Here is a 24,707-nt window from a genome sequence, read left to right on the forward strand (position 1 = left end):
TCACCTATCGCCGGGCAAATCGTGCAAAAAAACGCTTGCCCACACCATCGAATTTTTGGAGAAACGCAATGTTGATTCTTATAGCAGGGCCCGTACGCAGCGGCACCAACGGCAATCAAGTGTTAATTCATGAAAACATTAAGAAATTAGACCAGATTGCCCTGCAGGTCTACCAGCGCGGACATACGCCGGTGATTGGTGAGTGGCTGGCGTTGCCGCTGGCGAGCGCCGCCGGTTCGCAGACAATTGGCGATGAAATCAGTGAATCTTTTCTCTATCAGGTGGCGCATCGTTTGATTCACTGTTGCGATGCTATTTTACGCATTCCGGGCGCGTCGCAGGGGGCTGATAACGATGTGCGGATTGGCAAGGCGCGGGGGATGGCGATCTTTACCCAACTGGATGAGATTCCGGTGATTGAGCGTTAGATTAAGCGTGGTCGCCATGAATGGCGACCCGATAAAAATATCATTTATTACTCGTGATAAATCTGGCTGCGTCCGCCATCAACCAGGATATCGGTGGCATTGATGAAGCGCGCTTCGTCCGAGGCGAGAAACAGCGCGGTATATGCCACTTCATGCGGTTCACCAATACGTTTGCACGGTAGCAAAGCGGCCTGCCGTTCACGCTCGGCTTGCGGATCGGGACAGCTTGCCAGCCAGGCTTCAGCGGCGGGCGTCATGATCAAACCCGGAGAAATGCTATTTATGCGAATGCCTTGGCTGGCGTACTCCACGCCCAGCGAACGCGTCAGGCCAATCAAACCGTGCTTGGCGACCGGATAGGGAAACGCGCCGGGAATGATTTTGTGCCCGTGTACCGACGCGACGTTAACGATATTGCCGTACTGGCGCGCCAGCATGCCGGGCAGCACGCTGCGGATCAGGTTGTAGGGTCCTTTCAGATTGACCTCCATACAGCGCTGCCAGTCGTCATCTTCCAGCGCCAGCGGATCGCGAAACACATTCACGCCCGCGCAGTTGATCAGAATATCAATCGGGCCCAGCGCTTGCTGCGCTTCGCTCACCCCCCGCTGCACCTCCTCGGGTTGCGTGACATCTGCGCTATAGGCAAAACAGTGTTGGCCACTTTGCTGCTGCAACTCTGCCGCCAGCGCTTCGGTGGTTTCACCGTCAAGATCGAACAGCGCCACGCGAGCACCTTGTTTCGCAAACAGTGTAGCGATCGCGCTGCCTATGCCGCTGCCAGCACCGGTGATAATCGCGGTTTTATTCGCTAATCGTGATGACATAATCGCCTCCTTATGAAGATGCCGGTAATGCCAGCCAGTCTGGGAAGTACAACGTGCGCTCGCCGCGCTGCACGGTAATCATTGGCCATTCGCCACTGCGCGTTAAGGCTTCGCAGCCCTCAGCGGTAAGCAAAAAGGTATCTTCGCTTTTCACGCCGCTGAGCGTGGGATTCCACGCCACGGCAATATCAGAATGAATATCGCCGCGCGTTTCGGGCGTTAGGATCACGTCGCGGCAACCATAACCCGCCGGGCCACCCTGATGATGATCGCGCCACGCATCGCCATGTCCGTGGCGCTGATAGGCATCTTTAATTGCCTGAAATAGCGTTGACCAGCTTTGGCCCGGCTGCGTTGCACAGAGAATATCGGCGTGGATCTGGCACAACGTGTTGAGGTGCTGGCGTATCGCGAGACCAGGTTCGCCGATATGCACTAACCGCGTCAGGCTCACGTGCAGCCCGTGGCGCTCGGCGCCGAGCGTGAGCAGCATTTGTTGTTGCAGCTTTTTCTGCGTAGGCACCGGGTGTTTGAACGCGCTAATACGCTCATCTGCCGCCACTAAGGTGCACATCGGACGAATACCGCGTGCCAGACAGGCTGCGACAATCTCGGCCTCCACTTGCCATTCCGTCACGCCCGCTTGTAACTGACGCGCCACGCCTTCGACAATCTGCGCGGCTTCGCGCCCCAACGCTTTAAATCGCTGCTGCTCGTTGCTGTTCAGGCCCTGTCGCAGCGCCACCATCGCTTGTTGAATATCAGACATGCCGTTTTGCGGCGTATCGCTGCCGAATTTGCCCTCAGGCAACAGGGTATTTAACGATTGAAACCACGGATAGCTCAGCGTTTCACAGGCAAACGGCAGCGATTCTTCGGCGAGGATACGCGGCATCTCATTTTCAGGCGCGAGTAGTAGAACCTTGTCCTGCGTGATGAGCAAGCTGGCCACGCCGACTTCGGCGCGTTCCACCACGTAAAAACTGGCACCTTCGGTCAGCCAGGCGATGTTATCGCGCCGGGTAAGCAGCACACCATCGAGTTGCCAGGAGGCGAGTGCACGCTGCAGGCGGGATAATTTTTCACTCATAAGCGTGCTCCTTTTTCTCGCTCTGCTGCCTCTGCAATAGCAATTCAGCAGCACGATGGGCCACCGCCATCACAATGGCATTGGTGTTGCCGCTGATAATGTTGGGCATCATTGAGGCATCGACCACGCGCAGGCGGTTAACGCCGCGCACGCGCAGGTCGCCGTGTAACACCGCCAGCGGATCGTTATCGTGGCCCATGCGGCAAGTGCCGACCGGGTGATAGCCGGTTTTCACCATGCGTTTGCAGTGTTCGGCGATAGTTTCATCTGAAGTAATCTCTGCACCGGGGAAGATCTCTTGCTGCACCATCGCGCCGATGGGCGTCGCGGTGATGACCTTACGCGCAAAACGGAAACCGGCGATGGTGCGCGCCAAATCGTCGGGATGACCAAAGATTTGCGTATCGATAATCGGCAAGCTGCTGGCGCTGCTATCGCGCAGCGTGACCTCGCCGGTCGCTTTGGGGCGCAGCAGCAGCGAATTGACGGTAACGCCATGGCCGGGATCGGCGCCCATAACGTCGCGATCGAGATACACCGTGGGCACGCAGAACATCTGAATGGTGGGCGTGGCGCCGAAATCGATCGGGTCAAAGAAGGCGCAGGTTTCCACGCCGGTGGTGGTGACCGGACCGGTTTTGAACAACATATATTGCAAGCCGGCTTTGACCATCGGCCAGCCACGATCCTGACCATAATAGCCAAACGCACCGTTGGTGCTGGCTACCACCGGCACTTCATAGTGATCCTGCAAATTCTTGCCGACACCCGGCAAATGCTGACGCAGCGTGATGCCATGCTGTTTTAGCTGGGCTTTTGGACCGATGCCGGAGAGCATCAGCAGCTTCGGCGTTTGATAGGCACCGGCAGCCAGAATCACCTCTTTACGCGCGCTGGCACGTTGCGGATGGCCATCCTGTGTGTAGCGTACGCCGCTGGCATTTGCGCCCTCGAAAAGAATCTCCTCTACCTGCGCGCCGGTGACAATGGTCAAGCGCGCGTCATGGCGCAGCGGCGTAATAAAGGCATCCACCACGCTGCAGCGCTGGCGCGTCTGACCGTTAATGGTGTGCTGCATAAAGCCTACGCCAAACGGATTGCCTGTATTGAAATCCGGCGTGTAAGGAATGCCCAATCCCTGCAGAGTTTTCACATAAGCGCGGCTCAGAGGGCTGAAGTGGCCGAGATGCGACACTTTCATTGGCCCGCCGACGCCGTGATGGGGCGCACCGAGATGATCGTTATCCTCGATGGCGGTAAAGTGCGGCAGCAGCGCATCCCACGACCAGTCGATGCCCTGATTGCCGAGCGCGCTGTTCCAGTCGGCGTAATCCTGGCGATGGCCGCGCATATACACCATCGCATTGACCGTCGAACCGCCGCCTAATACTTTCGCCTGCGGCACAATCACGCCGCGTCCGTTGAGCTGTGGCTGCGGCTCGGTCTGGTGCATGGTGAGGAATTTGTCGCTGGCGAGAAACTTCATGTAACCTGCGGGCATCTTTAGCACCGGGTGATACTCATCGCGCCCGGCTTCCAGCAGCAGCACGCGCGCGTTGCCTTCCGTGACTAACCTGGCGGCGACGATACAACCGGCGCTGCCGCCGCCCACCACAATGTAATCAAACTCTTTCATGGTTCTCTCTTTACTCTGAAGCGACAGAATCTAAACGGCGCAGGCGCTGCGCCTCGGGATTATGCTGCTCGCCGGGATCCAGCGGGCTGAGCAGGAAGCACCAGGAAACCAGAGCGCTGATCAAGTACAAAGCGGCGTAACCCCACACCACGCCCGAGGTGCCAAACAGTGCGTTGAAGGCGCCATAGAGCGCGGGGCCAAAGAAAGTGGAAAGCCCGGCAGCAAAGCAGTAAATCGCCATCGCGTTACCTTTATCTTTTGGCTGACACAGGGAAGAGAACAGCGCGGCAGCGGGAACATAGCCGCACAAAGTGATGCCATATAAACACGCGCAGATGACGCTGAGGACAAAGCTGCCGTGGCTCCATTGCGGCACAAAATACATCAGCAACATTGAGATGCCGGAGCCGAGTCCACCAAATACCGTCAGCACTTTGCGCCAGCCGATGCGATCGCTGAGCTTGCCGACAATGGGATTAAAACTCATGCCGACTAAACCCATGATGGTGATCAGGCTGAGGTATTCGGTTTGCGTAAATCCGATCTGCTCGGTGAAAAAGCCTGGCAGGAAAATAAAGAAGCCGAAGTAAGGCGTGGTGTTGATGATGCGAACCACGGCAGCCGCGGCGATGCGCGGTTCACGCCACAAAATATCGATGCCGCCCATCAGCGTGCGCGCAACGCTCTGCTGACGGTGTTGCTTATCGAGCAACGACTGATAGCCGCTGCGTTCTTTCAGCGCGATCACCATGACCAGCAACCCCAACGCGACCAGCCCAAGCGACAGCCAGAAAGTCGCGTATTCACCAATCAACTGTATTGAGAAGATCGCCACCAGCGATCCCAGCGTGGGCAAGCCGCCGGTAAACGCCAGCCAGAACCAACCGGTTGCTGAACCGCGCATATCGGCGGGTGCGGCGGCCTGAATCCACACCAGAAACGCATAGGCAAACATGGGGTAGGCAACGCCGCGCAAACCGTACGTTAACGCCAGCAAGGCCACGCTATGGGAAGGCAAGGCGATGGCGAGGAACAGCACTTCAAACACAATCCAGATCACACCGCCTGCCAGCATCACTTTGCGCGGGCCAATGAGTGTGGAGAGTGAACCGGCCAGCCACGAACCGAGCGTAACGGTGACGCCGTAGAAGGCGATCACCGCCGCCGCGATATTGAGTGAGAAACCATTTTCATGCAGGTAAGGCGCGAGATAGTTCGACTCCACGCCATCGCCAATCATAAACAGCAATACAGCGACGTAGCCCCAGGCCAGCGCGGGTGGAATGCCGAGGCGGATCAGCCACGGATGGTTTGCAGGTGATGTTGTCATGTTCAATGTCTCTTAAAAGGTGAGGTAATTTTTTGTTATTGGAATGAGCACGAACTTTAAGGCAACGGTAGTGAAGAGGATGGCGAGACCATCACAAAAGACAGTAAACTCTGTTTAGTAAACGGGGCGAATTGGGTGTGATGGAGACAAAATGAAGCCGGTGGGTTTGAACAATTTGCAGGTGCGAAAACATAATAAGGCGCTGTTTATGTCGCTGATGTGGCGGCATAAGCAACTCAGTAAATCTCAATTAGCACACCTCAGCGGCTTAACCATTCCAGCCACCAGCAAAATTTTGCAGGCGCTGCTGGATGAAGGAAAACTGCAACACTCTGAGGCGCTGATGAGCGCACGCGGTAACAGCAATGGCAGTTTTGAACTGCCATCCAACGGTGCATGGACGCTGTGTTTATGCGTCAAACCGAGCAGCATTGAACGGCAACTGGCCGATGCGCAGCTGGTAGCGCAGGGAGAATTTGAGCAAGTCGCCATCAAAGCGGAAACGCCGGAAGCATTGCTCAGTGAGATTGAGGCGGTATGGCGGAAGACCTGCAAACAGTGGCCGAAGCGACGCATTAATCTGGCGCTGGCAGTGCATGGTCAGGTCGATCCGGTCACCGGTGTGTCACAGCATATGCCGCAGGCCGCATGGAAAACGCCGTTGCAGTTAAAATTTCTGCTGGAGGAGAAGCTCGGCGTGGAAGTACGTGTGGATAATGACTGCGTGATGCTGGCGCTGGCTGAGAAGTGGTTAAATCGCAATGCGCTCAGCGAATTCTGCGTCATCAATGTGGATTACGGCATCGGCTCATCATTTGTAATCAACGGTGAGATTTTTCGCGGCAATTTGTACGGCAGCGGCCAAATCGGCCACACCATCATTGAGCCGAACGGTCAGCGCTGCAGTTGCGGCCGTCAGGGTTGTCTGGAAACGATGGCCTCACTCAGCAGCTTAAAACAGGCGGCTCATCAGCGCGATCCCGAAGCGCCGCAGCCCAGCAGCACGCAGTTATTGCAAGCGTGGCAAGCGGGCGAACCCTGGATTGTAGCGTGGGCACAGCGCGCCGCCGAAGCGATTGGTATGAGCTTATATAATTTTCTCAACACGCTGAATATTAATCAGATTTGGTTATATGGTCGCAGCTGTACCTTTGGTGACAGTTGGTTGCAAACCATTGTGCGGCAGATCGATTTGAATCCGTTCGATCCGCGTGATGCGTTGAAAAGCAAAGGCACCAATGTGCATTTTGGTCAGTTGGATCGGGCGCGGCAGGTGCTGGGGATTGGTTATTTGTATGTGGAGGCGGATCCTGGTGCGGGCTGAGAGAGTGGTCGCCATAAATGGCGACCCTACGAAAGAGCTTTTAGACTTGCGCCATACCGCCATCGACAAACAATTCAGCTGCATTGATAAAGCTGGACGCATCGGACGCTAAAAACGCCACCACTTTACCAATCTCACCCGGTTCGCCAAGACGACCTAACGGCACCTGCGCTGCCAGCGCATCAAACAATCCTTGCTGCTGATCTTCCGGCACCAAACCACCCAAACCTGGCGTGCGCACCGGGCCGGGACTCACAACATTAACGCGAATACCGCGATCTTTCACATCCAGCGCCCACGAGCGGGCAAAGTTACGCACCGCGGCTTTACTGGCGCTGTATACGCTGAATCCTGCAGTACCCTGAACCGATGTGGTGGACGAGGTGAGAATCACCGAGGCATTGTCACTCAGTAGCGGCAACGCCTTCTGCACGGTAAACAGCACGCCGCGCACGTTGGTGCCAAAGATGCGGTCAAAATGCTCTTCGGTGATGGCGCCAAGCGGCAGCATGTCGCCGCCACCGGCGTTGGCGAACAGGATATCGAGGCGGCCCGCTTGTTTGGCGATTTCTGCGTAAACGTTGTCGAGGTCGCTTAGCACCGCAGCATCAGCGCGAATACCGCTGGCGCTGGCACCGATGCTGGCGACTGCCGCATCAAGCTCCGCCTGACGACGACCGGTGATAAACACGCGTGCGCCTTGTGTCGCCAACTCCTGCGCGGATGCCAGACCAATGCCAGTTGTGCCGCCGGTTACCAATGCGATTTTGCCGTTGAGTGCGTTCATGTTTGCTTCTCCAATGGGTGATGAGGTTTTGATGACTGCGTTGCAGTGCATGAGAAGCAATCTATCTTCACGGCGTTTGCTGATAAATGGTGTAAAATCGAAATGACTATTTCTGTGTGTGGATAATTAAGGGCGGCGGAAAACAGCATGGATCAGTTATTGGCGATAAAGGCCTTTGCGCGCGTCGTCGAAGCGGGCAACTTTACGCGTGCGGCGGATTCGCTCGATATGCCGAATGCCACGCTGAGCAAACTGGTGCAGGAACTGGAAGCGCATCTCGGCATTCGCTTGCTGCAACGCACCACGCGGCGCGTCACGGTGACGCCAGAAGGGCGCGATTACTATGAAAAAGCGCTGCGCATCGTGCGCGATTTGGAAGATATCGATCACTCGTTTAATGCGGAAAGCGCCAAACCTGGCGGCTATCTGCGTATTGATATTGGCGGCTCAACCGCGCGCGATGTGTTGATTCCGGCGCTGCCCGATTTCGTTGCCCGCTATCCGGACATTCGTATCGATCTTGGCGTTGCGGATCGCGCGGTGGATTTGATCAGCGGTAACGTCGATTGCGTGATTCGCGGCGGTCCGCTTAGCGATTCGTCGCTGGTGGCGCGTCATTTGGGGGATGCGGAGATGATTACCTGCGCCGCGCCGGGCTATCTGAAAACCTATGGCGTACCGGCTTATCCGCAGGAGCTGAAAAATGGGCATCGCATGGTGTGCTATTTGTCACCGCAGAGCGGCAGGGCGTTTCCGTTTCGTTTTACCCAGGGCGAAGAGCAGCTTGAGATTAAGAGTGAGCATCGGATTGGCGTCAATGAAAGTAACGCGCATTTGGCGGCAGCGGTTGCGGGTTTAGGGATTATTCAGACCTTCCGCTATGCAGCGGCGGCAGATTTACAGGCAGGGAAATTGGTTGAGATTCTGGCGGCGTGGCGTCCGGGGAATTATCCGTTTCATGTGGTTTATCCGCAGAATCGTCATCTTACGCAGCGATTGCGGGTATTTATCGGATGGCTGAGGGACGTATTTCCTGGGCGATTGAACGGGTAGAGCGGGATCGCCACGAATGGCGACCCCAAAGATGATTACAGCGTGCCGGTGCCGCCATCAGAGCACCACACCTGGCCGGAGGTGAAGCTGTTTTTCACATCGGCAAACGTGACGTACAGCGGGGCGATTTCAGCCGGTTGTCCCGGACGGCCCAGCGGTGCGGATTCACCGAACTTCTCCACTTTCTCCTGCGGTTGTCCGCCGCTCACCTGCAGCGCGGTCCAGTATGGGCCGGGCGCAACCGCGTTGACGCGAATCTGCTTTTCACCCAGCTGTTTCGCAAGCGCTTTGGTAAACGCGACAATCGACGCTTTGGTCTGCGCATAATCCAGCAGGATCGCGCTTGGCTGATACGCCTGCACCGACGAGGTATTGATGATGGACGATCCAGCTGGCAGATATTTCAGCGCCGCTTTGGTGATCCAGAACATCGCATAGACGTTGGTCTTAAAGGTGGCGTCAAAGTCTTCAGTAGAGAGTGTCAGTATGGATTCATTAAACTGCTGACGTCCGGCGTTATTCACCAGAATATCCAATCCGCCTAGCTGCTCAGCAGCCTGATCCACCAGCTTCTGACAGAACTCTTCCGAACGAATATCACCCGGAATCGCCACCGCTTTGCGGCCTTCGGCTTCAATCAGTTTTACCACTTCTGCCGCATCAGCCTCTTCTTCCGGCAGGAAGTTGATGGCGACATCAGCACCTTCGCGGGCATAAGCAATTGCCACGGCGCGGCCAATACCGGAATCACCACCGGTGATGAGCGCTTTACGACCGGTCAATTTACCGGTACCACGATAGCTGGTTTCACCATGATCGGGACGGGGATCCATTTTGCTCGCCAAACCCGGCATCGGTTGCGTCTGCTTTTTAAATGGCGGAACCGGATACGTTTCAGTAATAAGGGTTTTATTTGTGGTTTGCGATGTCATATATATCTCCTTGTCGCATGAGGTGAATAAACTAAGCCTGGCATAAATGTGATGTTTGTCACGTTAGAAAGTGAGCAATCAGATTTATTAAGACGAAACGGTAAACGAAAGGGGGTTAAAAAGTGCAGCAGTAACGTGAGGTAATTAACAATATTTATCGAGGTGCGACTGCAGAAGGGGATAATGCTTAGGGCGTCCGTGCCCTGGCGGATTTCCAAGGTGCTATATGCTATTTAAAACATGGTTGGCTACTTCTTGCCGCCTTTCTTACCTGCTTCTGATGCTTTAGCGGGGTCATCTTTGAAACTACCACCGCTTTTTTCTCCGCCTTTTTTACCGGCTTCTGATGCTTTCTTTTTATCGTCAGCAAAATTACCGGAACCGCCTCTATGCTCAGCCATAAAACATCCTCTCGTGAGTTGTTGTTGCATGGCGGAAATAAGGGCTTCAACGCCATGCCCGTGCTGCAATTTAAGATTAGCGAGGTTCGGATTAATCACAAGCGGAGCGGAAGTGATTATTTATTGCTCGCTGGCGGGATGTTAATAAAATAAGTGCCGCTGTAAGGAATCGGTAAGAAATCACGAAAAATCTGCTGCAGGGTCTTTTCGGGTTCCAGGTCCGCAAACAGCTGTGGATAGAGTGTTTTAGCCATAAATTCTGTCGCCGCAATGTGCCACGGACTGAGGTAGAAATTCATCCAGATCACCGCCGAGTGACCATTTTTCAATGCTGATAATTCGCGTAAACCGTTTTGCTGCGCGGTGAGCTGTCTGAAACTGCTGAGCACGGTTTCGGGTGCCACGTCTGGCCCTAATTTCAGTAAGCCCTGCGAGGCGTTATCGCCAAAGCCGGTAGCAAAATAGTACTGCGGCTGAGCGGCAATCACGCTCTCTTCACTCAGGCGACCAAACACGCCGTGCTGCGTTTTGTTGGCGATATTGTCGCCGCCCGCTGCGTTGAGTAATTCGCCGAGGCTGCCGTTGATCGCTGTCACGCAACATTCGTTACGGCGTCCAAGATGCAGTTGCAGCAGCACCGACGGTTTCGCGCCCTGATAGCTGGCTAAGCGATCATAAATCACCTGCATATGCTGCTGGTAGAAACGATTAAACGCTTCTGCCCGCGCCTGCTGATTCAGCACTTCGCCAAATATCTCCACGCTACGGCGGGTGTTTTTCAGCAGATGCACGCGCAGATCGATCTTCACCACCGGAATGTGCGCCGCTTTCAGCATGGTGACCAGGCGCAGGTCGGCATCATCGTAGCGTGCCAGACTCGGCAAAATCACCACGTCCGGTTTCAGCGCCAGAATCTGCTCGGGATTGATGGCGTTCGGCCCGCCAGCACCCAGCGACGGGATTTTCAGCATCTGTGGAAAGTGACGGGCAAAACTGTTCCAGGTTTGGCTGTCGTACTTCTTCAGATCCTGCGGCCACGCCACAATGTGCTGAAACGGATCGCCAGGCTCCAGTAACGCCAGCGTATACAGCATGCGGCTTTCACCCAGCACGATACGCTGCGGACGATCGGGGATCTCAACGCGATTGCCGTCGATATCGGTGATGGTTTTTGCTGAGGCCACGCTGCTGAGCACCAGCAGAAAACAGGCCAGCACCACCAACATCGGGCCGGACAAGCCTGGCGCACGTCGTACAAATATCGAATCAGAATTCAACGCTGGCCTCGAGCATCAGGTTGCGGGTTTCTCCTTCACGCACGCGCAGATTGCCGCCGCTGGAGGTGTAATAGTGTTTGTTGAACAGGTTATTCAGATTGAGCTTCAGCTGGGTTTTCTCGCCAAACAGCTGATTGTTCCAGGCGACAAAGCTGTCCGCCACCACATAATCGGGCAGGGTAAAGCTGTTTTCCGGATCGCCGGCGCGCGTTCCCACATAGCGCGCACCGCCGCCTACGCGGAAATCGCCCGGAATGCCGGAGATCGCCAGATTATGGCTCAGATAGAGCGCGCCTGCGTGGCGCGGCGCATTCTGCAGGCGATTGCCGTTATTAGCCGCGTTAACACCGTCATCCACGATCTCGGCTTTGTCGTAGCTGTAGTTGGCGCTGAGATCCCAGCCCGGCAGCACTTCGCCATTTAACTCAAATTCCGCGCCGCTGGAGCGCGCTATATTGATGGCGCGCGTGGTGCCGTTAATGCTTAGCGACATATCGCGCTCGTTGATGCGATACAGCGCGACGCTGGCAAACAGCTTCGGTGAAATCTGCCACTTGCTGCCGACTTCCCATGTGGTGCCCTGTTCCGGTTTACCGACGTTGCCATCATCATCAACATCGGTCGATGGTGTGAAGGATTTACTCACGCTGGTGTAGAGCGAAACGTCCGGCGTCACTTTGTAGATCAAACCGGCCTGCGGCAGGAATTTGTTGCCTTCGCTGTCCAGCGTTTGCACCACCGGATCAAAACCTTTCGAGGCGCGTTGCTCGTAATGCTGATAGCGTCCGCCCAGCACTGCAATCCAGTTTTCCGTCAGGCTGATGCTGTCTTTGGCATAGATTGAACGGCTGTGCGTGCGGTTGAGGTTATTGGCATTGGCGCTGTTTTCGGTGCTGCTGTTGGTAACAGGCGACAGAATATCGTACTGCGGATCGGTGAAGTTGAAACCGGTGTTGGCTTTGCCCTGATACTGATGCGCGCGATAGGTTTGGATCATCTCGTAATCGGTGCCCAGCACCAGATCGTGCGTCATCCCAAACACTTGCTGTGAGCCGATCACGTCCCACGAAACGTATTTGGTTTTATGGTTAAAACCGCGATTGGCATCGGCACGACGCGTCACCACGCCGCTGGTGGGATTAATCGCCGTGACGCGCACTTCATTGTTATCGTATTGACGCTGGTTCCAGCCGAGCGTGACGCGCGTGCTCCAGTCATCATTAAACTGCCAGTCATAATGGGCGTTGAGGGTTTTGTTGTGGCCCCATGCATGGTTGGCTTTGTCATCCAGACGATCTTTGTAGCCCATATCCAGCGGCTTACCGTTGATGAATGCGGTGCCGCGATCGTAAGGAATGTCGTACTGATAATCTGAATAGCTAATCAGGAAGCTGGCTTGCTCACCAAACCACTGCAGCGAGGGCGCGATCAGCGTGTGCTTTTCGCTGCCGAAATTGCGCCAGTAATCCTGATTCTGTTTTTCCGCAATCAGGCGGAAGGCGAAGCCGTTGCCAAGCGGTCCGGTGACATCCACCGTGCCCGCGCCACCGCCTTCACTGGAGGTTCGGCCGCTGACTTTGCTGTGCCACTCATACTGCGGCTTTTTGCTTATCACATTGATTACGCCACCCGGATTCTGGATGCCGTACAGCAGCGATGCGGAGCCTTTCAACACTTCAACGCGCTCGGTGGTGGCATCAAAGTTCAAACCCTGGCTGCTGCGCACGCCATCGCGATAGATCGAACCATCCGAATTGCTGCCAAAGCCGCGACGCACGAAGCCATCTTCGGTGCCTGCCAGCGTATTGCCTTCCGTAACGCCGCTGACAAAACGCATCGCATCGGCAAGGCTCGACGCCTGATAATCCTCCAGCTGCTGCTGCGTAACCACGCTGACCGACTGCGCCTGGTTAATGCGCGGCGTAGAGGTTTTACTGCCGATCGCGCTATTAGTGACGTTGTAACCTTGTGCGTTATCTTCCTGCGCCGAAACGGTGAGCGTGTTGCTCTCCTCGGCGGCAAAACTGCTGGTGGAACCCCAAATGCTGACGCCGTAAATCGCAGCCAGAATGGCGGGATGGCGTTGAGATTTAAAAGCCGACGGCTTGTTGTTATTCATTCTTTATTAACCTGGTGCAATGCAATTGAGAATCATTCAACCATGTTGTAATGTAGTAGTAAATGGAAATGATTACAAAGCCGTTACATTTTTATTATAACAAATTCATTGTCTTACATTTTAGGTCTAAGTAGTAAGTGGGTAATTCATTACAAACCTTCAGTAAAACTCTCACTCTTTAAAGAGCAATCAGCAGATGAGTCGAAATAGCATTAAAAGTCGTGTGGATGTGCTGGGTGAACGCTATCGGTTGCGCGCACCGACATTATCATCCGGTCTGCAAGCGGTGGCGCGTTACATCCACGACCATCGCGAGGTGGTGTTGGATGCCACGGCGCTGGAAATTGCCAGGGCCACTAACACCTCGGATGCGACGGTGGTGCGCGCGGTGCAGGCATTAGGTTTTGCCGGTTTGCGCGATTTAAAAACCACGTTAAACGCCTGGTTTGGACCGGCGATGAACTCTGAAGAGAAGATGAGCGCCACCGTCAGCGAACTGTCGTGCGATATCAATTCCGGCATCGATTTTGTGTTGAGCGGCCATAAACATGCCTGCGATGCGCTGTCTGAACCGCACAATCGTGAAGCCGTCGCCAAAGCGGTAACGCACTTGATTGACGCGCGTCAGGTGGCGCTATTTGGCATTAATGCCTCCGGGATTTTGGCGGATTACAGTGCGCGTCTGTTCACGCGCATTGGTATTCCGGCGGTAACGCTCAATCGCTCTGGGATTGCGCTGGCGGAACAGTTGATTGGGCTGCAACGCGGCGATGTGCTGATTATGATGGCGCAGAAGTCGGCGCATCGTGAAGGCATGACCGCGCTGAAAGAGGCGAAGCGTCTCGGCATGCCGGTGATTTTGCTCACTAATGCGCTTGATTCGGCTTTCGCTAAACAGGCGGATGTCATTATTAACGTGCCGCGCGGCGGCGAGAATGGTCGCATGCCGCTGCACGGAACGGTGTTGGTGTGTCTGGAGATGTTGATATTGTCGGTGGCTTCCGCGACCTCATCGCGTACGGTAAAAACCATGAAGCGTATTCAGGATCTCAATCGATCGCTGAAGCCATCCGGCAAAAAGTAACGCTATTTGCTGGCGCTGCTGTTTACAGCGGCGCGTTTGCCTAAGCCGTTGCTGGTTACCAGCCACACCGCGCAGACAATCAGCAGCGAACCGCCGATAAAACCCTGATTGATCTGCTCGCCCAACACTAACCAGCCCCACAAAATCCCGAACGGCGGAATCATAAAAGTGACGGTCAGCGTGCGCAGCGGGCCAATATCGGCCAGCAGACGGAAATAAATAATGTAGGCCAGCGCGGTACAGATAAACCCAATCGCCAAAATAGAAGCCCACACTTCCGGGATTTGCCAGCTGCTGGCGGGCGTTTGCGGAGCACTAAAGGCAAAGACCGGCAGTAAAAACAGCGATGCACCCAATTGGCTGCCAAAAGCCACTTTGGTGGCATCCAGTCCGCCGCGTGCACCAATCCAGCGCTTGGTCAGGAAACCGGCAAATCCATAACAGGCGGTGGCGACCAGGCAAGCCAGAATCCCTCCAATTAAGGTAGTGCTCAGATGCGCTTCGCCGGTGGTGCTGATGACAATGATGCCGCTGAATCCGGCTATCATGCCGAGAACTTTGGTGATCGTCAGTTTTTCATCGAAAAACGCCGCACCAATGATTACGCCCATCAACGGTGTGGTGGCGTTAAGAATTGCGGAATAGCCCGCCGGTAGCACGCGCGCCGCCAGACAATACATCAGGAACGGAATCGCTGAGTTGATAACGCCCAGCAGCATCGCCCAACCTAATTTGCCCTCAAAGCGGCGTGGAATGCGCATCATCGCCATGATGATCAGTAAACCCAACATGCCGCAAAACACGCGTAAAAACGCGGTGTTCACCGCGCCCAGCGCCGGTACCGCAATGCGCATAAACAGAAAACTGGCACCCCAAATCCCCGCTAAAAGCAGCAGCCGCAACAAATCCGATGTTCGCATAAGTTTCACAATTGTTAAGAAAGAGTCGCGCACAGAATAGCAAATAACCCGCTCCGTCGGGCCGCTATTAACGGCGACTGATTACCGCTTTGCAGAAATATTCCCAGGCAGCGCAATCATCAGGTAGTATTTAGGAATTGATCATTTCCTAAATGAGCGGAGAGCGAAAATGTCAGCATCAGTTATCAAACACGCACAGGGCTGGACGCAACCATTCAACGCGTTAGACGGATTTTCCCATCATTACGCCACGGTAGACGGCGTGCGTTTGCACTACGTCAGCGGCGGCAATGCAAATGGAGAAACGTTGCTGCTGCTGGCGGGATTTCCGCAAAGCTGGTTCGCCTGGCGCCAGGTGGTGGCGCTGCTGGGCGATCGCTATTTTATTATCGCGCCAGATATACCCGGCCAGGGCGATTCAGACAAACCGCTCAGCGGCTACGACACCACATCGCTGGCACAGAAAGTACAGGGCTTGATGCAGCAGTTAGGTCATGAAAGCTATTATCTCGCCGCGCACGACGTCGGCGCGTGGGTTGCCTGGCCGTATGCCACGCTGTTTAGCGATCAGGTGAAAAAGCTGGCGCTGCTCGATGCCGGTATTCCTGGCGTCACTTTGCCGGAATCGCTGCCCGCGACGCCGGATAAAGCCTGGAAAACCTGGCATTTCGCGTTTCATCTCTTGCCGGATTTGCCAGAGGCGCTGATAGAAGGGCGCGAAGCGATCTATCTCGAATGGTTCCTGAAACGCAAAGCGGCCAGCCCAATGGTGTTTGGCGATGAGGATATGGCGGAATATACCCGTTTGCTACAGCAGAAGGGCGCGATACGCGCGGGAATGGCGACTTATCGTGAAGTGACGGTTTCGGCGGCTCAAAACCGTGCGTTGCTGAAAGAGCGCGGCAAATTAGCCTTGCCGTTACTGGCGATCAGCGCCGATCAGGGTTCGATTCCGGATATGGCATTGCCGTTGCGCGAGTTCGCAGCGGATGTGACGGGAATTAAAATCGCGCACTGCGGTCACTTCATTCCGGATGAGCAACCGCAGGCGCTGGCAGAGGCGTTGGGTGAGTTTTTTAATTAAGCATTGGATTGGTGCGCATAAATGCGCACCCTACGAAAATCACGCCAATAATCGCCTAATCAAAACGACATCGTCACCCCAGCATAATAGGCGCGGCCCGGTTCGTTATAGGTTGAAGCACCCGAATTCTCGCGATAGATGCGTTTATCAAACAGGTTATTAATCCCGGCATTGGCGCGCAGGTTTTTAGTGATGTCGTAATTGACGTTCAAACCAAACACCGAATACGGGCTGATTTCCTGCGTCGTCATGCTCGAGGTATCGATATTGGTCTCAACATTTTGACGCGGTTTCTGGCGGCCATACTGCGTCCAGTTGATGTTGGCGCTGAGATCCTGCGTCGCCTGCCACTCCAGCTGCGAGTTGATGGTGAATTCCGGGATCACCGACAGCGGATTGCCGGTTTTCTTGCTCTCGGAGCGGAACATGTAGGTGGCGTTGGAGCGCCATTCCAGCGTATCGGCGATCAAAGGAATAGTCAGATTTCCTTCCAGTCCTTCCACAATCGCTTTGCCGCCGTTTTCCCAGCGCAGCACGTTGTAAACCGGGCGAGTGCTGGAATAAACCGGCTCGGTGCCCGACACAATCTTGTTCTTGTAGTCATTGCGGAACCAGGTGATGCCCGCGACGTAGCCCTGGTTGCTGAACTCCAGTCCAATCTCTTTGTTGACGCTGGTTTCTGCATCAAGATCGTTGTTCCCCAGCAGATAACATTGGCTGAGCCCAATCGGGCAGCCGTTGCCACGCGTGGAGAGCAGATACCCCGGCGTTGACTGATACAGGTTTGGCGCTTTAAACACCCGTGCAACACCGGCCTTCAGGGTGAAATAGTCGCCCAGACCTTGTGAGAGGTTCAGGCTTGGGCTCCAGTTGGCGCCAAACTGATCGTGATAATCAAAGCGCAGGCCAGGAATCACTTCGGTGCTATCGGTGGCGGCAATGTTGTCTTCGAAGAACAGTGAACTGATGGTGGCGCTGTTCTTACTGCTGCGCTGCGATGGATCGCCAGAACTGCCAGGCAAATTCACGCCACTCGCGCTGGCCGCAAGCATTGATGCTGGATCGTTCAGCTCGTCGCGGTTCCACTCCGCGCCCAGCGTCACGGTTTGATCGACCAGTAGCTGCAGCGGGAAGTTGATCTCTCCGCCCGCGCGATAGCTTTCCAGGCGGCTGGTGGCGTACGTATCGCTGTTGATCATTCCTTCAGTACGCCCGGCAGTGCCTTCCTGCAGGCGAGTGTTATTGGTTTTCTCGTAGTTGAAATTGAGCTTCGAGGTTCCCCAATCCCAGATACCGTTGTGCGCGATGCCGTAGCTTTGGCGATACATGCGGTTAGTTTCATCACCGTACAGCGACTCTACTAAACCGTCGGTGCTGGCGTTGCTGTTACTGTTCTGCGTGTCACCGGCATAAATATTGCCCTGACGGCTGTAGCCCCAGGAGAAGTCGATGATTTGCAGCGGCGTGATTTTCCACGACAGCACGGTATTGATGTCTTTGTTGCGCACGCCTTCACGGCCCGCCGCGTATGAACCGTTTTCTGCGGTGTTGATATCGAACGCATCGGCATCGGTGCGGTTGATGTTGCCGTACAGGCGCATGGTCAACGCATCACCGGCCAGCGGGCCGCTGAGATTGAAGTTAGCGCGTCGGGTATCGCCTTCTTTGCTATTTTCCGGCTGGCTGGTATAGAGCGACAGCGAGCCGTGCCAGTCGTTGGTGGGACGCTTGGTAATGATGTTCACCACGCCGCCCGCCGCGCCAGAACCGTATCGAGCAGCGGCCGGGCCTCGAATCACTTCAATGCGCTCAACCATTTCAGCTGGCACCCAGTTGGTATCGCCGCGTGAATCACGCTCGCCGCGCCAGCTGTAGCGCACCGAGTTACGAGAGGAAACCGGCACGCCATCGATCATCACCAGGGTGTTTTCCGGGCCCATGCCACGGATATCGATTTGCCGGTTATTGCCGCGGCTGCCGCTGGCGCCGTTACCGGTAAGGTTTACGCCGGGCATTTTGCGAATGATGTCGGAGAGATCGTTAACAGGGGGATTTTTTTTGATGTCTTCAGCGGTGATGGTGGACACGCCCGGTTGCTGTTTCAGCTCCTGCTCGGCGGTGACGATCATTGATTCATCGTCAGCCAGCTTTTCAGTGGTTTCAGTTGCAAAAGCAGGCGACGTTAGCATTCCCGCTAAAAAAAGCGCAATTGGACGCTTTTTGCCACGCATGGTTACATTCACTTAAGATTTCTCCCTGTTACGTTAACAATTGTAAGTAAATGCGCATGATAATGATAACGCTTCTCATTGTCTATTCTGCCAGCTGGCAACAAGCCTGATAATACAAACCTTTACAAAGGTTGTTCGGTTGCGGGATATGAGTTGCGGGGAGAGGAATTTCTCATTTGCTTAGAAGAAACTGTTATGAGTAAGAAGAAATGTGTCGATGAATATTGGATAAGCAGACTATTGATTCACTTGCAAATTCTGAATTCTGTGGATAATTCCACGCCAAATCTGGTGCGGAAATCCCGTGTTGCAACCGTGCTTGCGGCTATTGCCATATTTCGGCAATAGATATGTTTTTTTCGCATTTGTGATTGTTATCTATCTTCCAGAGAATGTTCAGCGGGACGTTTTGAGGATGACAATTCCTTCCGCCACGCGCCGTTCGCGCGAGGTGAGTCAGGAGAAAAAACCATCGCTACCTCAACGCCTTTTCCCTGAGGGGAAACTTTTTTATAAATCAGGAGAAAGGTTCCAGTGAAATTTGCCAAAGGCATGACTCTTCTCGCGCTCGCGCTGAGTGCACACACCGCGTTCGCCGCCGATGAAAACGTCCCAACTGACAGCTCAATCCACGTGAAGGCCGATCCTGCACTGAAAAGTCTGCTGCCTGCGGATGTGGTTAAACGGGGCTACATTGTTGCCGGAACCAACCCCAACACGCCGCCAACCACTTTCTATAAAGAAGACAACAAAACGCTGGCCGGTCGTGAAATCGATATCATGAATGCCGTGGGCGAGCGTCTGGGAATCCAGGTTCAGTGGCGCGACACCGGCGGTTTCGACAACATCATTCCAGGTCTGAAAACCGGTCGTTACGATGTGGCGCTCTCCAATATCAACGCCACGCCAGCGCGTGCCAAAATCATCGACTTCGTCGGTTATTACGATGCCAGCCGCCTCGGCATTATCTCGCGTAAAGATGCCAACATCGCGCCATTCAAAGAGCTGGCCGATGTCTGTGGTAAAGAAGTGGGCGCCGGTTCCGGTACCACCCAAGTTACGCGCCTTGAAGACGCCAGCAAAGCTTGTGAAGCGGCCGGTAAAAAGCCAATCAAAGTCTCCGTCTTCCCGGATCGTCCCGCCGGCGTACAGGCGGTGGTAAGCGGTCGCGTGCCAATGTTCCTCGGCCCATATGAAGGTTTGCTGTGGCAGGTGAAAGTGATTAAACCGCTGACCATGAGCGGCGAAATCACCGTACACGATGCGCCAGTCTCCGTCGCTTTCCCGAAAGATTCCGCGCTGGAGCCCGCCGTACAGGCCGCGCTTAACTCGCTGATCAAAGATGGCAGCTACACCAAGATCCTCGACAACTGGGGCATCGGCTTTGGTGCTGTTAAACAAGCCAAACGCAATCAGGAAATCTTTCAATGAGTGACATTCACGACCACACCGGCGACTTGAAAATCGTCGGCAAACGTTACTACGGACGCTGGCTGAGTGCGCTGGTCGTGTTGTTGTGCGTGGTGGCGATGGCGAACTCGATGATTAACAATCCACGCTTCGAATGGAGCGTGATTGCGGAGAACTTTACCGGCGAATCGATCCTGCAAGGCGTATTAATGACGCTGCAGCTTACCGCGATCTCTGTGGTGCTGGGTTTTGCCTTCGGTACGGTGCTGGCGCTGATGCGCCTCTCCTCCAATCCGGTGCTGGTGGGCGTGAGCTGGTTCTACACCTGGTTCTTCCGTGGTGTACCGATGTTGGTGCAACTGTTCCTGTGGTACAACATCGCGGCGCTTTATCCCACCATCGCTCTGTCGATTCCGGGCCTCGGCGAAGTCTGGAGCACGCAATCTAACGCGCTGGTGAGCCCATTCAGTGCGGCAGTGATCGCGCTGGTGATGCACCAATCTGCCTATGCCGCCGAAATTGTGCGTGCGGGTATCCAAAGCGTCGGCAACGGCCAGCTGGAAGCCGCGCGTGCGCTCGGCTATCGCCCTTCGCAGATTTTCCGTCACACCGTGCTGCCGCAGGCGATGCGCGCCATCATGCCGCCCGCCGGCAACGAAATCATTGGTCAGCTGAAAACCACGGCGGTGGTCTCAGTGATCTCGCTGCAGGACGTGCTGTTCTCGGCGCAGATTATTTACCAACGCACCTATGAAGTGATTCCGCTGCTGCTGGTGGCTACCTTGTGGTATCTGCTGATGACTTCGGTGCTGTCGGTGGGTCAGTTCTATGTGGAACGCTATTTTGGCCGTGGCGTTTCGCGCCGGGAAAAACGCAGCCTGTTGAAATCGCTGCCGGGGTTCTCAGCGCCAAAAGCAGAAAGGAGCGTCAGCAATGGGTGAAGCGATCGCCTTACGTAAAGTCACTAAGCGCTTCTCTGGCGTCACCATTCTGGATGAAGTGAATCTGGATATTCCGGCCGGTTCAGTCACGGTGATCCTTGGGCCGTCGGGCTCGGGAAAATCCACGCTGCTGCGCTGCATTAACCATCTGGAAAAACTGGATGGCGGCACCATTCGCATCGGCGGCGAGATCATCGGCTACAAGCAGAAAGGCCAGGCGCTGCACGAGTTAAGCAGCGGTGAAGTTGCGCGTCAGCGTGCCGAAATCGGCATGGTGTTTCAGCAATTCAACCTGTTCCCGCACCGCACCGTGTTGCAAAACATCGTCGATGCGCCGATGCGCGTCAAGAAGCAGAGTCGTCAGCAGGCGACAAGTAAAGCGCTGTCGCTGCTGAAGCAAGTGGGTTTATCTGGCCGCGAAGATGAGTGGCCGCAGAATCTCTCCGGTGGACAGCAGCAGCGTGTGGCGATTGCCCGCGCGCTGGCGATGGATCCCGGCGTAATGCTGTTTGATGAACCGACTTCAGCGCTCGATCCCGAACTGGTTGGCGAAGTGCTGCAGGTGATCAAACAGCTGGCGCACTCCGGCATCACCATGGTGGTGGTGACGCATGAGATTGGATTTGCGCGTGAGGTTGCCGACAACATTGTGTTTATGGAAAGCGGCAAAATCGTGGCGGCGGGGCCAACCCAGCAAGTGCTCGACGACCCGGAAAACGGGCGCGTAAGAAACTTTATTGCAACGGTGCTTTAGGCACCGTTTTTCTTTTTTGATGCCAGGAACAGTGATGACGCAAAAACCGGTAATGCACAGCGCCCATTGGGGCGCTTTTCATGCCCAGCAACAGGGCGATCGGCTCACCATCGAACCGTTCAAGGGCGATCCCGATCCCAGCCCGCTGCTGCAAAATTTCCACACTGCGTTAAACCATCCGGCGCGCGTATCCCGTCCGATGGTGCGCCGTGGCTGGCTGGAGAACGGCCCGGGCGCGGACGATCGTCGTGGCAACGATGAGTACGTCGCGGTGAGCTGGGATGAAGCTTACGCGCTGGTCACGCGCGAACTGCAACGCGTCGGCGATAAGTACGGCCCGGAAGGCATCTTCGGCGGCTCTTACGGCTGGTCAAGCGCGGGGCGCTTCCACCACGCGCAAAGTCAGGTGCATCGCTTCCTCAACACCACGCTCGGCGGCTACGTGCGTTCAGTCAACAGCTACAGTTCCGGCTCCGCGTCGGTGTTGCTGCCGCATATCGTCGGCGACATGAATGAAATTGCCCGTCGCGGCGTCAGTTGGGAAGAGATCGCCCAGCACAGCGAAATCGTGGTGGCATTTGGCGGTTTGGCGCTGAAAAACTCGCAGGTCGCCAGCGGCGGTTTGAGCGAACACACCGAGCGCGGCTTTATGCAGCAGGCGGCTGAGCGCGGCACTCGCTTTATCTCGGTCAGCCCGCTGCAAAGCGATCTCCCTGAAGAAGCGCAGGGCGAATGGCTGGCGCTGCGTCCGGGCACTGACGCGGCCTTCATCCTCGGCGTGTTATCGGTATTGATCGCAGAACAGCTGACCGACGAGGCTTTCCTCGCGCGCTACACCGTGGGCTGGCCAGAAATGGCGGCCTACATTCGTGGCGAAGAAGATGGCACGCCGCGCGATGCAACGTGGGCAGCAGAAATTTGCGGCGTAAGTGCTGCGTTCATCAGCGATTTTGCGCGCCAGCTGCACGGCAAACGCGTGCTGGTGACGGTGGCGCATGCCTTGCAGCGTGCCGAAAACGGCGAACAGCCGGTGTGGCTGGGATTGGTGCTGGCGGCCGCGCTCGGTCAGCCGGGCTTGCCGGGCGGCGGTTACACCTATGCGCTAGGCGCGCTGGGCCATTACGGCAAGCATCACAATCTGGTGAGTTTCCCGGCGCTGCCGCAGGGCAAAAACGGCATCGATCGCCTGATTCCGGTGGCGCGCATTTCCGATATGCTGCTCAATCCCGGCAAGCCGTTTGATTACAATGGCCGCCGTTTAACCTATCCGCACATCCGTCTGGCATATTGGGCGGGCGGTAATCCGTTCCATCATCATCAGGATCTCGCGCGCTTGCGTCAGGCCTTCTGCCAGCTGGATACGCTGATCGTGCATGAGATCGCCTGGACCGCCAGCGCGCGCCATGCCGATATCGTTTTGCCCGCCACCATGACGCTGGAGCGCGAAGACATTGGCGGCGCACCCACCGATCGCCACTTGTTTGCCATGCAGCCGGTGGCGCAACCGTTCGGCGAAGCCAAAGATGATTACGCGATTTTCACCGAGCTGGCGCGCCGTTTAGGCCGCGAACAGGCCTTCACCGAAGGGCGCGATACGCGCGGCTGGTTGCAGCATCATTACGCCCAGCTGCAGCAAAAGCTGGCGGCGCATCAGGTTAAGATCCCCGACTTCGAGAAGTTTTGGCAACAAGGCGTGCTGGAGTTGCCGCAGCTGAAAGACGGCGGCCGTATGATCAACGCGTTTCGCGCCGACCCGGAAGCGTCGCCGCTGCCGACGCCGAGCGGGAAAATTGAAATTTTCTCTGCCACCATCGCCAGCTTTAACTACGAAAACTGTCCGGGACATCCGGTGTGGCGTGAACCGCAGCAAAAACCGAATTCCGATCATCCGTTTTGGTTGATCGCCAATCAGCCGGCGACGCGTTTGCACAGCCAGCTCGATTTTGGTGATTACAGCCTGAGCGGCAAACGCCATGGCCGCGAAGTGTGCAGTTTGCATCCGGCGGATGCGGCGGCGTCAGACATTAATGATGGCGATATTATCGAGCTCTACAACGCGCGCGGCCACGTGCTCGCCAGTGCGCGTCTCACCGAAACCATCATGCGCGGCGTGGTGCAGTTGCCGACCGGCGCCTGGTACGATCCGGTCGATCCTACCGCGCTGCGTCCGCTGTGCCGTCACGGTAATCCCAATGTGTTGACGCTGGATATCGGCACGTCTTCATTGGCACAAGGTTGCAGCGGACAAATCACCGTCGTGCAGGTGCGTAAATATCGCGGCGAAGTGACGCCGGTACAGGCGTTTATTCCGCCTGCCTAAAAGCAGACGCATCTCAATAAATTAAAGTGTGACTTTGTCTCACCGAGTGATAGACTCAGTGTGACAAAGTTACACTTTGGAGGATGTATGGCTTTAACCAAACTGCGTCAGCAAGGCGGAGCCGTTGTGCTAACGATTCCCAGTGACATCGCGACCAAAGCGGGTTGGCATGTGGGGATTGAGCTAGATGTCACTGCAACTGACGAGTCAATCAACATCAAACCTGTTAACCGGCTCGCACGCGGCAGGAAAACGATGGACCAACTGTTAGCTGGCATTGATCAGGAAGAGATTCGCCAGTTTAATGAAGCCGTCAGCGACGATTTGCAGGATAAACCGCAGGGCAAGGAGGCTATCTGATGATATCGCGCAGAGTTCCGCAGTTAGGTGAAATCTGGCACGTCAACGGTGATCCCGTTGAAGGCAGGGAGTTTAAAGGGCCGCATTATTATCTGGTGATTTCACGGCGGGAACTCGTCGCTGCTCTAGGGACAGCGGTTTGCATTCCGGTAACCAGCGGTGGCGGCGCATCACGCTCGAGTGCTGTTGCGGTGTATCTGGATGGCAGCAGCACGGATACCGGCAGCGTAACTGGCGTAGCGTTGTGCTACCAACTTCGTTCTCTTGACCTGACCGCGCGGAAGGCAAGTTTCGCCGCGAAAGTTGAATCGCACGTCATGGATGAAATCCTGTCGATGGTAGTGGATTTGATTGATCCGCGTTAAAAAGCTGAATGCGCACCCTACGAAAATTACGATG

General features: G+C 55.5%; 22 protein-coding genes. 11 read left to right on the top strand and 11 right to left on the bottom strand.

From position 1 onward, the window contains the following. The first annotated feature begins 68 nt into the window (after nt 1–68). Entirely contained in the window at nt 69–428 is a 360-nt protein-coding gene (locus tag K5Y32_RS08990; RefSeq protein ID WP_222183044.1) for an NUDIX hydrolase, read from the top strand. 47 nt (nt 429–475) lie between these two features. Here K5Y32_RS08990 and K5Y32_RS08995 read toward each other — a convergent pair whose 3' ends face one another. The 4 genes from K5Y32_RS08995 to K5Y32_RS09010 are packed head-to-tail and all read right to left on the bottom strand — an operon-like array spanning nt 476 to nt 5,311. After that, the gene (locus tag K5Y32_RS08995; protein ID WP_222183045.1) at nt 476–1,255 is read right to left on the bottom strand and encodes an SDR family oxidoreductase; all 780 of its coding nucleotides are present in this window, start codon (nt 1,253–1,255) and stop codon (nt 476–478) included. Between the two features lie 10 nt (nt 1,256–1,265). Then, nucleotides 1,266–2,345, bottom strand: a complete 1,080-nt coding sequence (locus K5Y32_RS09000; protein WP_222183046.1) for a Xaa-Pro peptidase family protein — start codon at nt 2,343–2,345, stop codon at nt 1,266–1,268. Further along, a complete protein-coding gene (locus tag K5Y32_RS09005) occupies nt 2,338–3,981 on the bottom strand; it encodes a GMC family oxidoreductase (RefSeq protein WP_222183048.1) in 1,644 nt (547 codons plus the stop codon). The genes K5Y32_RS09000 and K5Y32_RS09005 overlap by 8 nt, the downstream gene beginning before the upstream one ends. Before the next feature lie 10 nt (nt 3,982–3,991). Continuing rightward, the gene (locus tag K5Y32_RS09010; RefSeq protein WP_110867180.1) at nt 3,992–5,311 is read right to left on the bottom strand and encodes an MFS transporter; all 1,320 of its coding nucleotides are present in this window, start codon (nt 5,309–5,311) and stop codon (nt 3,992–3,994) included. A gap of 151 nt (nt 5,312–5,462) precedes the next feature. Here K5Y32_RS09010 and K5Y32_RS09015 point away from each other — a divergent pair, with 151 nt between their 5' ends. Continuing rightward, nucleotides 5,463–6,635, top strand: coding sequence for an ROK family protein (locus K5Y32_RS09015; protein WP_222183050.1), 1,173 nt, complete (start codon nt 5,463–5,465; stop codon nt 6,633–6,635). 40 nt (nt 6,636–6,675) lie between these two features. On the opposite strand, the gene K5Y32_RS09020 is transcribed toward K5Y32_RS09015, so the two are convergent. Then, nucleotides 6,676–7,422, bottom strand: coding sequence for an SDR family NAD(P)-dependent oxidoreductase (locus tag K5Y32_RS09020; protein ID WP_217548000.1), 747 nt, complete (start codon nt 7,420–7,422; stop codon nt 6,676–6,678). Nucleotides 7,423–7,569: 147 nt separating this feature from the next. On the opposite strand from K5Y32_RS09020, the gene K5Y32_RS09025 reads away from it, so the two are divergent. Beyond that, nucleotides 7,570–8,475 (top strand): LysR family transcriptional regulator, encoded by a 906-nt coding sequence (locus tag K5Y32_RS09025; protein WP_222183052.1) that lies wholly within the window; start codon nt 7,570–7,572, stop codon nt 8,473–8,475. 35 nt (nt 8,476–8,510) lie between these two features. Here the strand turns inward: K5Y32_RS09025 and K5Y32_RS09030 are convergent, their stop codons facing one another. From K5Y32_RS09030 to K5Y32_RS09045, 4 genes are all read right to left on the bottom strand, one after another. Then, nucleotides 8,511–9,407, bottom strand: a complete 897-nt coding sequence (locus K5Y32_RS09030) for an SDR family oxidoreductase (RefSeq protein WP_101761337.1) — start codon at nt 9,405–9,407, stop codon at nt 8,511–8,513. A gap of 248 nt (nt 9,408–9,655) precedes the next feature. Continuing rightward, entirely contained in the window at nt 9,656–9,808 is a 153-nt protein-coding gene (locus K5Y32_RS09035; protein WP_101761338.1) for a general stress protein, read from the bottom strand. A gap of 116 nt (nt 9,809–9,924) precedes the next feature. Continuing rightward, nucleotides 9,925–11,034, bottom strand: coding sequence for an ABC transporter substrate-binding protein (locus K5Y32_RS09040; RefSeq protein ID WP_222184254.1), 1,110 nt, complete (start codon nt 11,032–11,034; stop codon nt 9,925–9,927). A 40-nt stretch (nt 11,035–11,074) separates the two neighbouring features. After that, nucleotides 11,075–13,204 carry a TonB-dependent siderophore receptor gene (locus K5Y32_RS09045; RefSeq protein WP_222183054.1) on the bottom strand — a complete coding sequence of 710 codons (2,130 nt, stop codon included), beginning with the start codon at nt 13,202–13,204 and terminating at the stop codon, nt 11,075–11,077. Nucleotides 13,205–13,400: 196 nt separating this feature from the next. Between K5Y32_RS09045 and K5Y32_RS09050 the strand changes: the two genes are divergently transcribed. After that, a complete protein-coding gene (locus K5Y32_RS09050) occupies nt 13,401–14,288 on the top strand; it encodes a MurR/RpiR family transcriptional regulator (RefSeq protein WP_110867186.1) in 888 nt (295 codons plus the stop codon). A 2-nt stretch (nt 14,289–14,290) separates the two neighbouring features. On the opposite strand, the gene K5Y32_RS09055 is transcribed toward K5Y32_RS09050, so the two are convergent. Beyond that, complete coding sequence (locus K5Y32_RS09055; RefSeq protein WP_222183056.1) at nt 14,291–15,208, bottom strand: DMT family transporter; 918 nt, start codon at nt 15,206–15,208, stop codon at nt 14,291–14,293. Nucleotides 15,209–15,377: 169 nt separating this feature from the next. On the opposite strand from K5Y32_RS09055, the gene K5Y32_RS09060 reads away from it, so the two are divergent. Further along, on the top strand, nt 15,378–16,292 hold the full coding sequence (locus K5Y32_RS09060; protein ID WP_222183058.1) for an alpha/beta fold hydrolase: 915 nt from the start codon (nt 15,378–15,380) through the stop codon (nt 16,290–16,292). A gap of 59 nt (nt 16,293–16,351) precedes the next feature. Here the strand turns inward: K5Y32_RS09060 and K5Y32_RS09065 are convergent, their stop codons facing one another. Beyond that, complete coding sequence (locus K5Y32_RS09065) at nt 16,352–18,523, bottom strand: TonB-dependent siderophore receptor (protein WP_222184256.1); 2,172 nt, start codon at nt 18,521–18,523, stop codon at nt 16,352–16,354. Nucleotides 18,524–19,057: 534 nt separating this feature from the next. Between K5Y32_RS09065 and K5Y32_RS09070 the strand changes: the two genes are divergently transcribed. The 6 genes from K5Y32_RS09070 (at nt 19,058) to K5Y32_RS09095 (ending at nt 24,673) form a co-directional block, all read left to right on the top strand. Further along, nucleotides 19,058–19,954, top strand: a complete 897-nt coding sequence (locus K5Y32_RS09070) for an ABC transporter substrate-binding protein (protein WP_222183060.1) — start codon at nt 19,058–19,060, stop codon at nt 19,952–19,954. Further along, on the top strand, nt 19,951–20,874 hold the full coding sequence (locus tag K5Y32_RS09075; protein ID WP_101761346.1) for an amino acid ABC transporter permease: 924 nt from the start codon (nt 19,951–19,953) through the stop codon (nt 20,872–20,874). The genes K5Y32_RS09070 and K5Y32_RS09075 overlap by 4 nt, the downstream gene beginning before the upstream one ends. Then, entirely contained in the window at nt 20,867–21,628 is a 762-nt protein-coding gene (locus K5Y32_RS09080; protein WP_137387006.1) for an amino acid ABC transporter ATP-binding protein, read from the top strand. Before K5Y32_RS09075 ends, K5Y32_RS09080 begins: the two co-directional genes overlap by 8 nt. Nucleotides 21,629–21,662: 34 nt before the next feature. Then, nucleotides 21,663–23,948: a molybdopterin-dependent oxidoreductase gene (locus K5Y32_RS09085; protein ID WP_222183062.1), complete on the top strand. Its 2,286-nt coding sequence runs from the start codon at nt 21,663–21,665 to the stop codon at nt 23,946–23,948. Nucleotides 23,949–24,035: 87 nt separating this feature from the next. Further along, a complete protein-coding gene (locus K5Y32_RS09090) occupies nt 24,036–24,308 on the top strand; it encodes an antitoxin (protein ID WP_110867195.1) in 273 nt (90 codons plus the stop codon). Continuing rightward, the gene (locus K5Y32_RS09095) at nt 24,308–24,673 is read left to right on the top strand and encodes a type II toxin-antitoxin system PemK/MazF family toxin (RefSeq protein ID WP_217548016.1); all 366 of its coding nucleotides are present in this window, start codon (nt 24,308–24,310) and stop codon (nt 24,671–24,673) included. Before K5Y32_RS09090 ends, K5Y32_RS09095 begins: the two co-directional genes overlap by 1 nt. Nucleotides 24,674–24,707 lie beyond the last annotated feature (34 nt).

It is taken from the genome of Pantoea sp. DY-15, from assembly GCF_019795935.1.
In the GTDB taxonomy this organism is placed as follows: domain Bacteria; phylum Pseudomonadota; class Gammaproteobacteria; order Enterobacterales; family Enterobacteriaceae; genus Pantoea; species Pantoea leporis.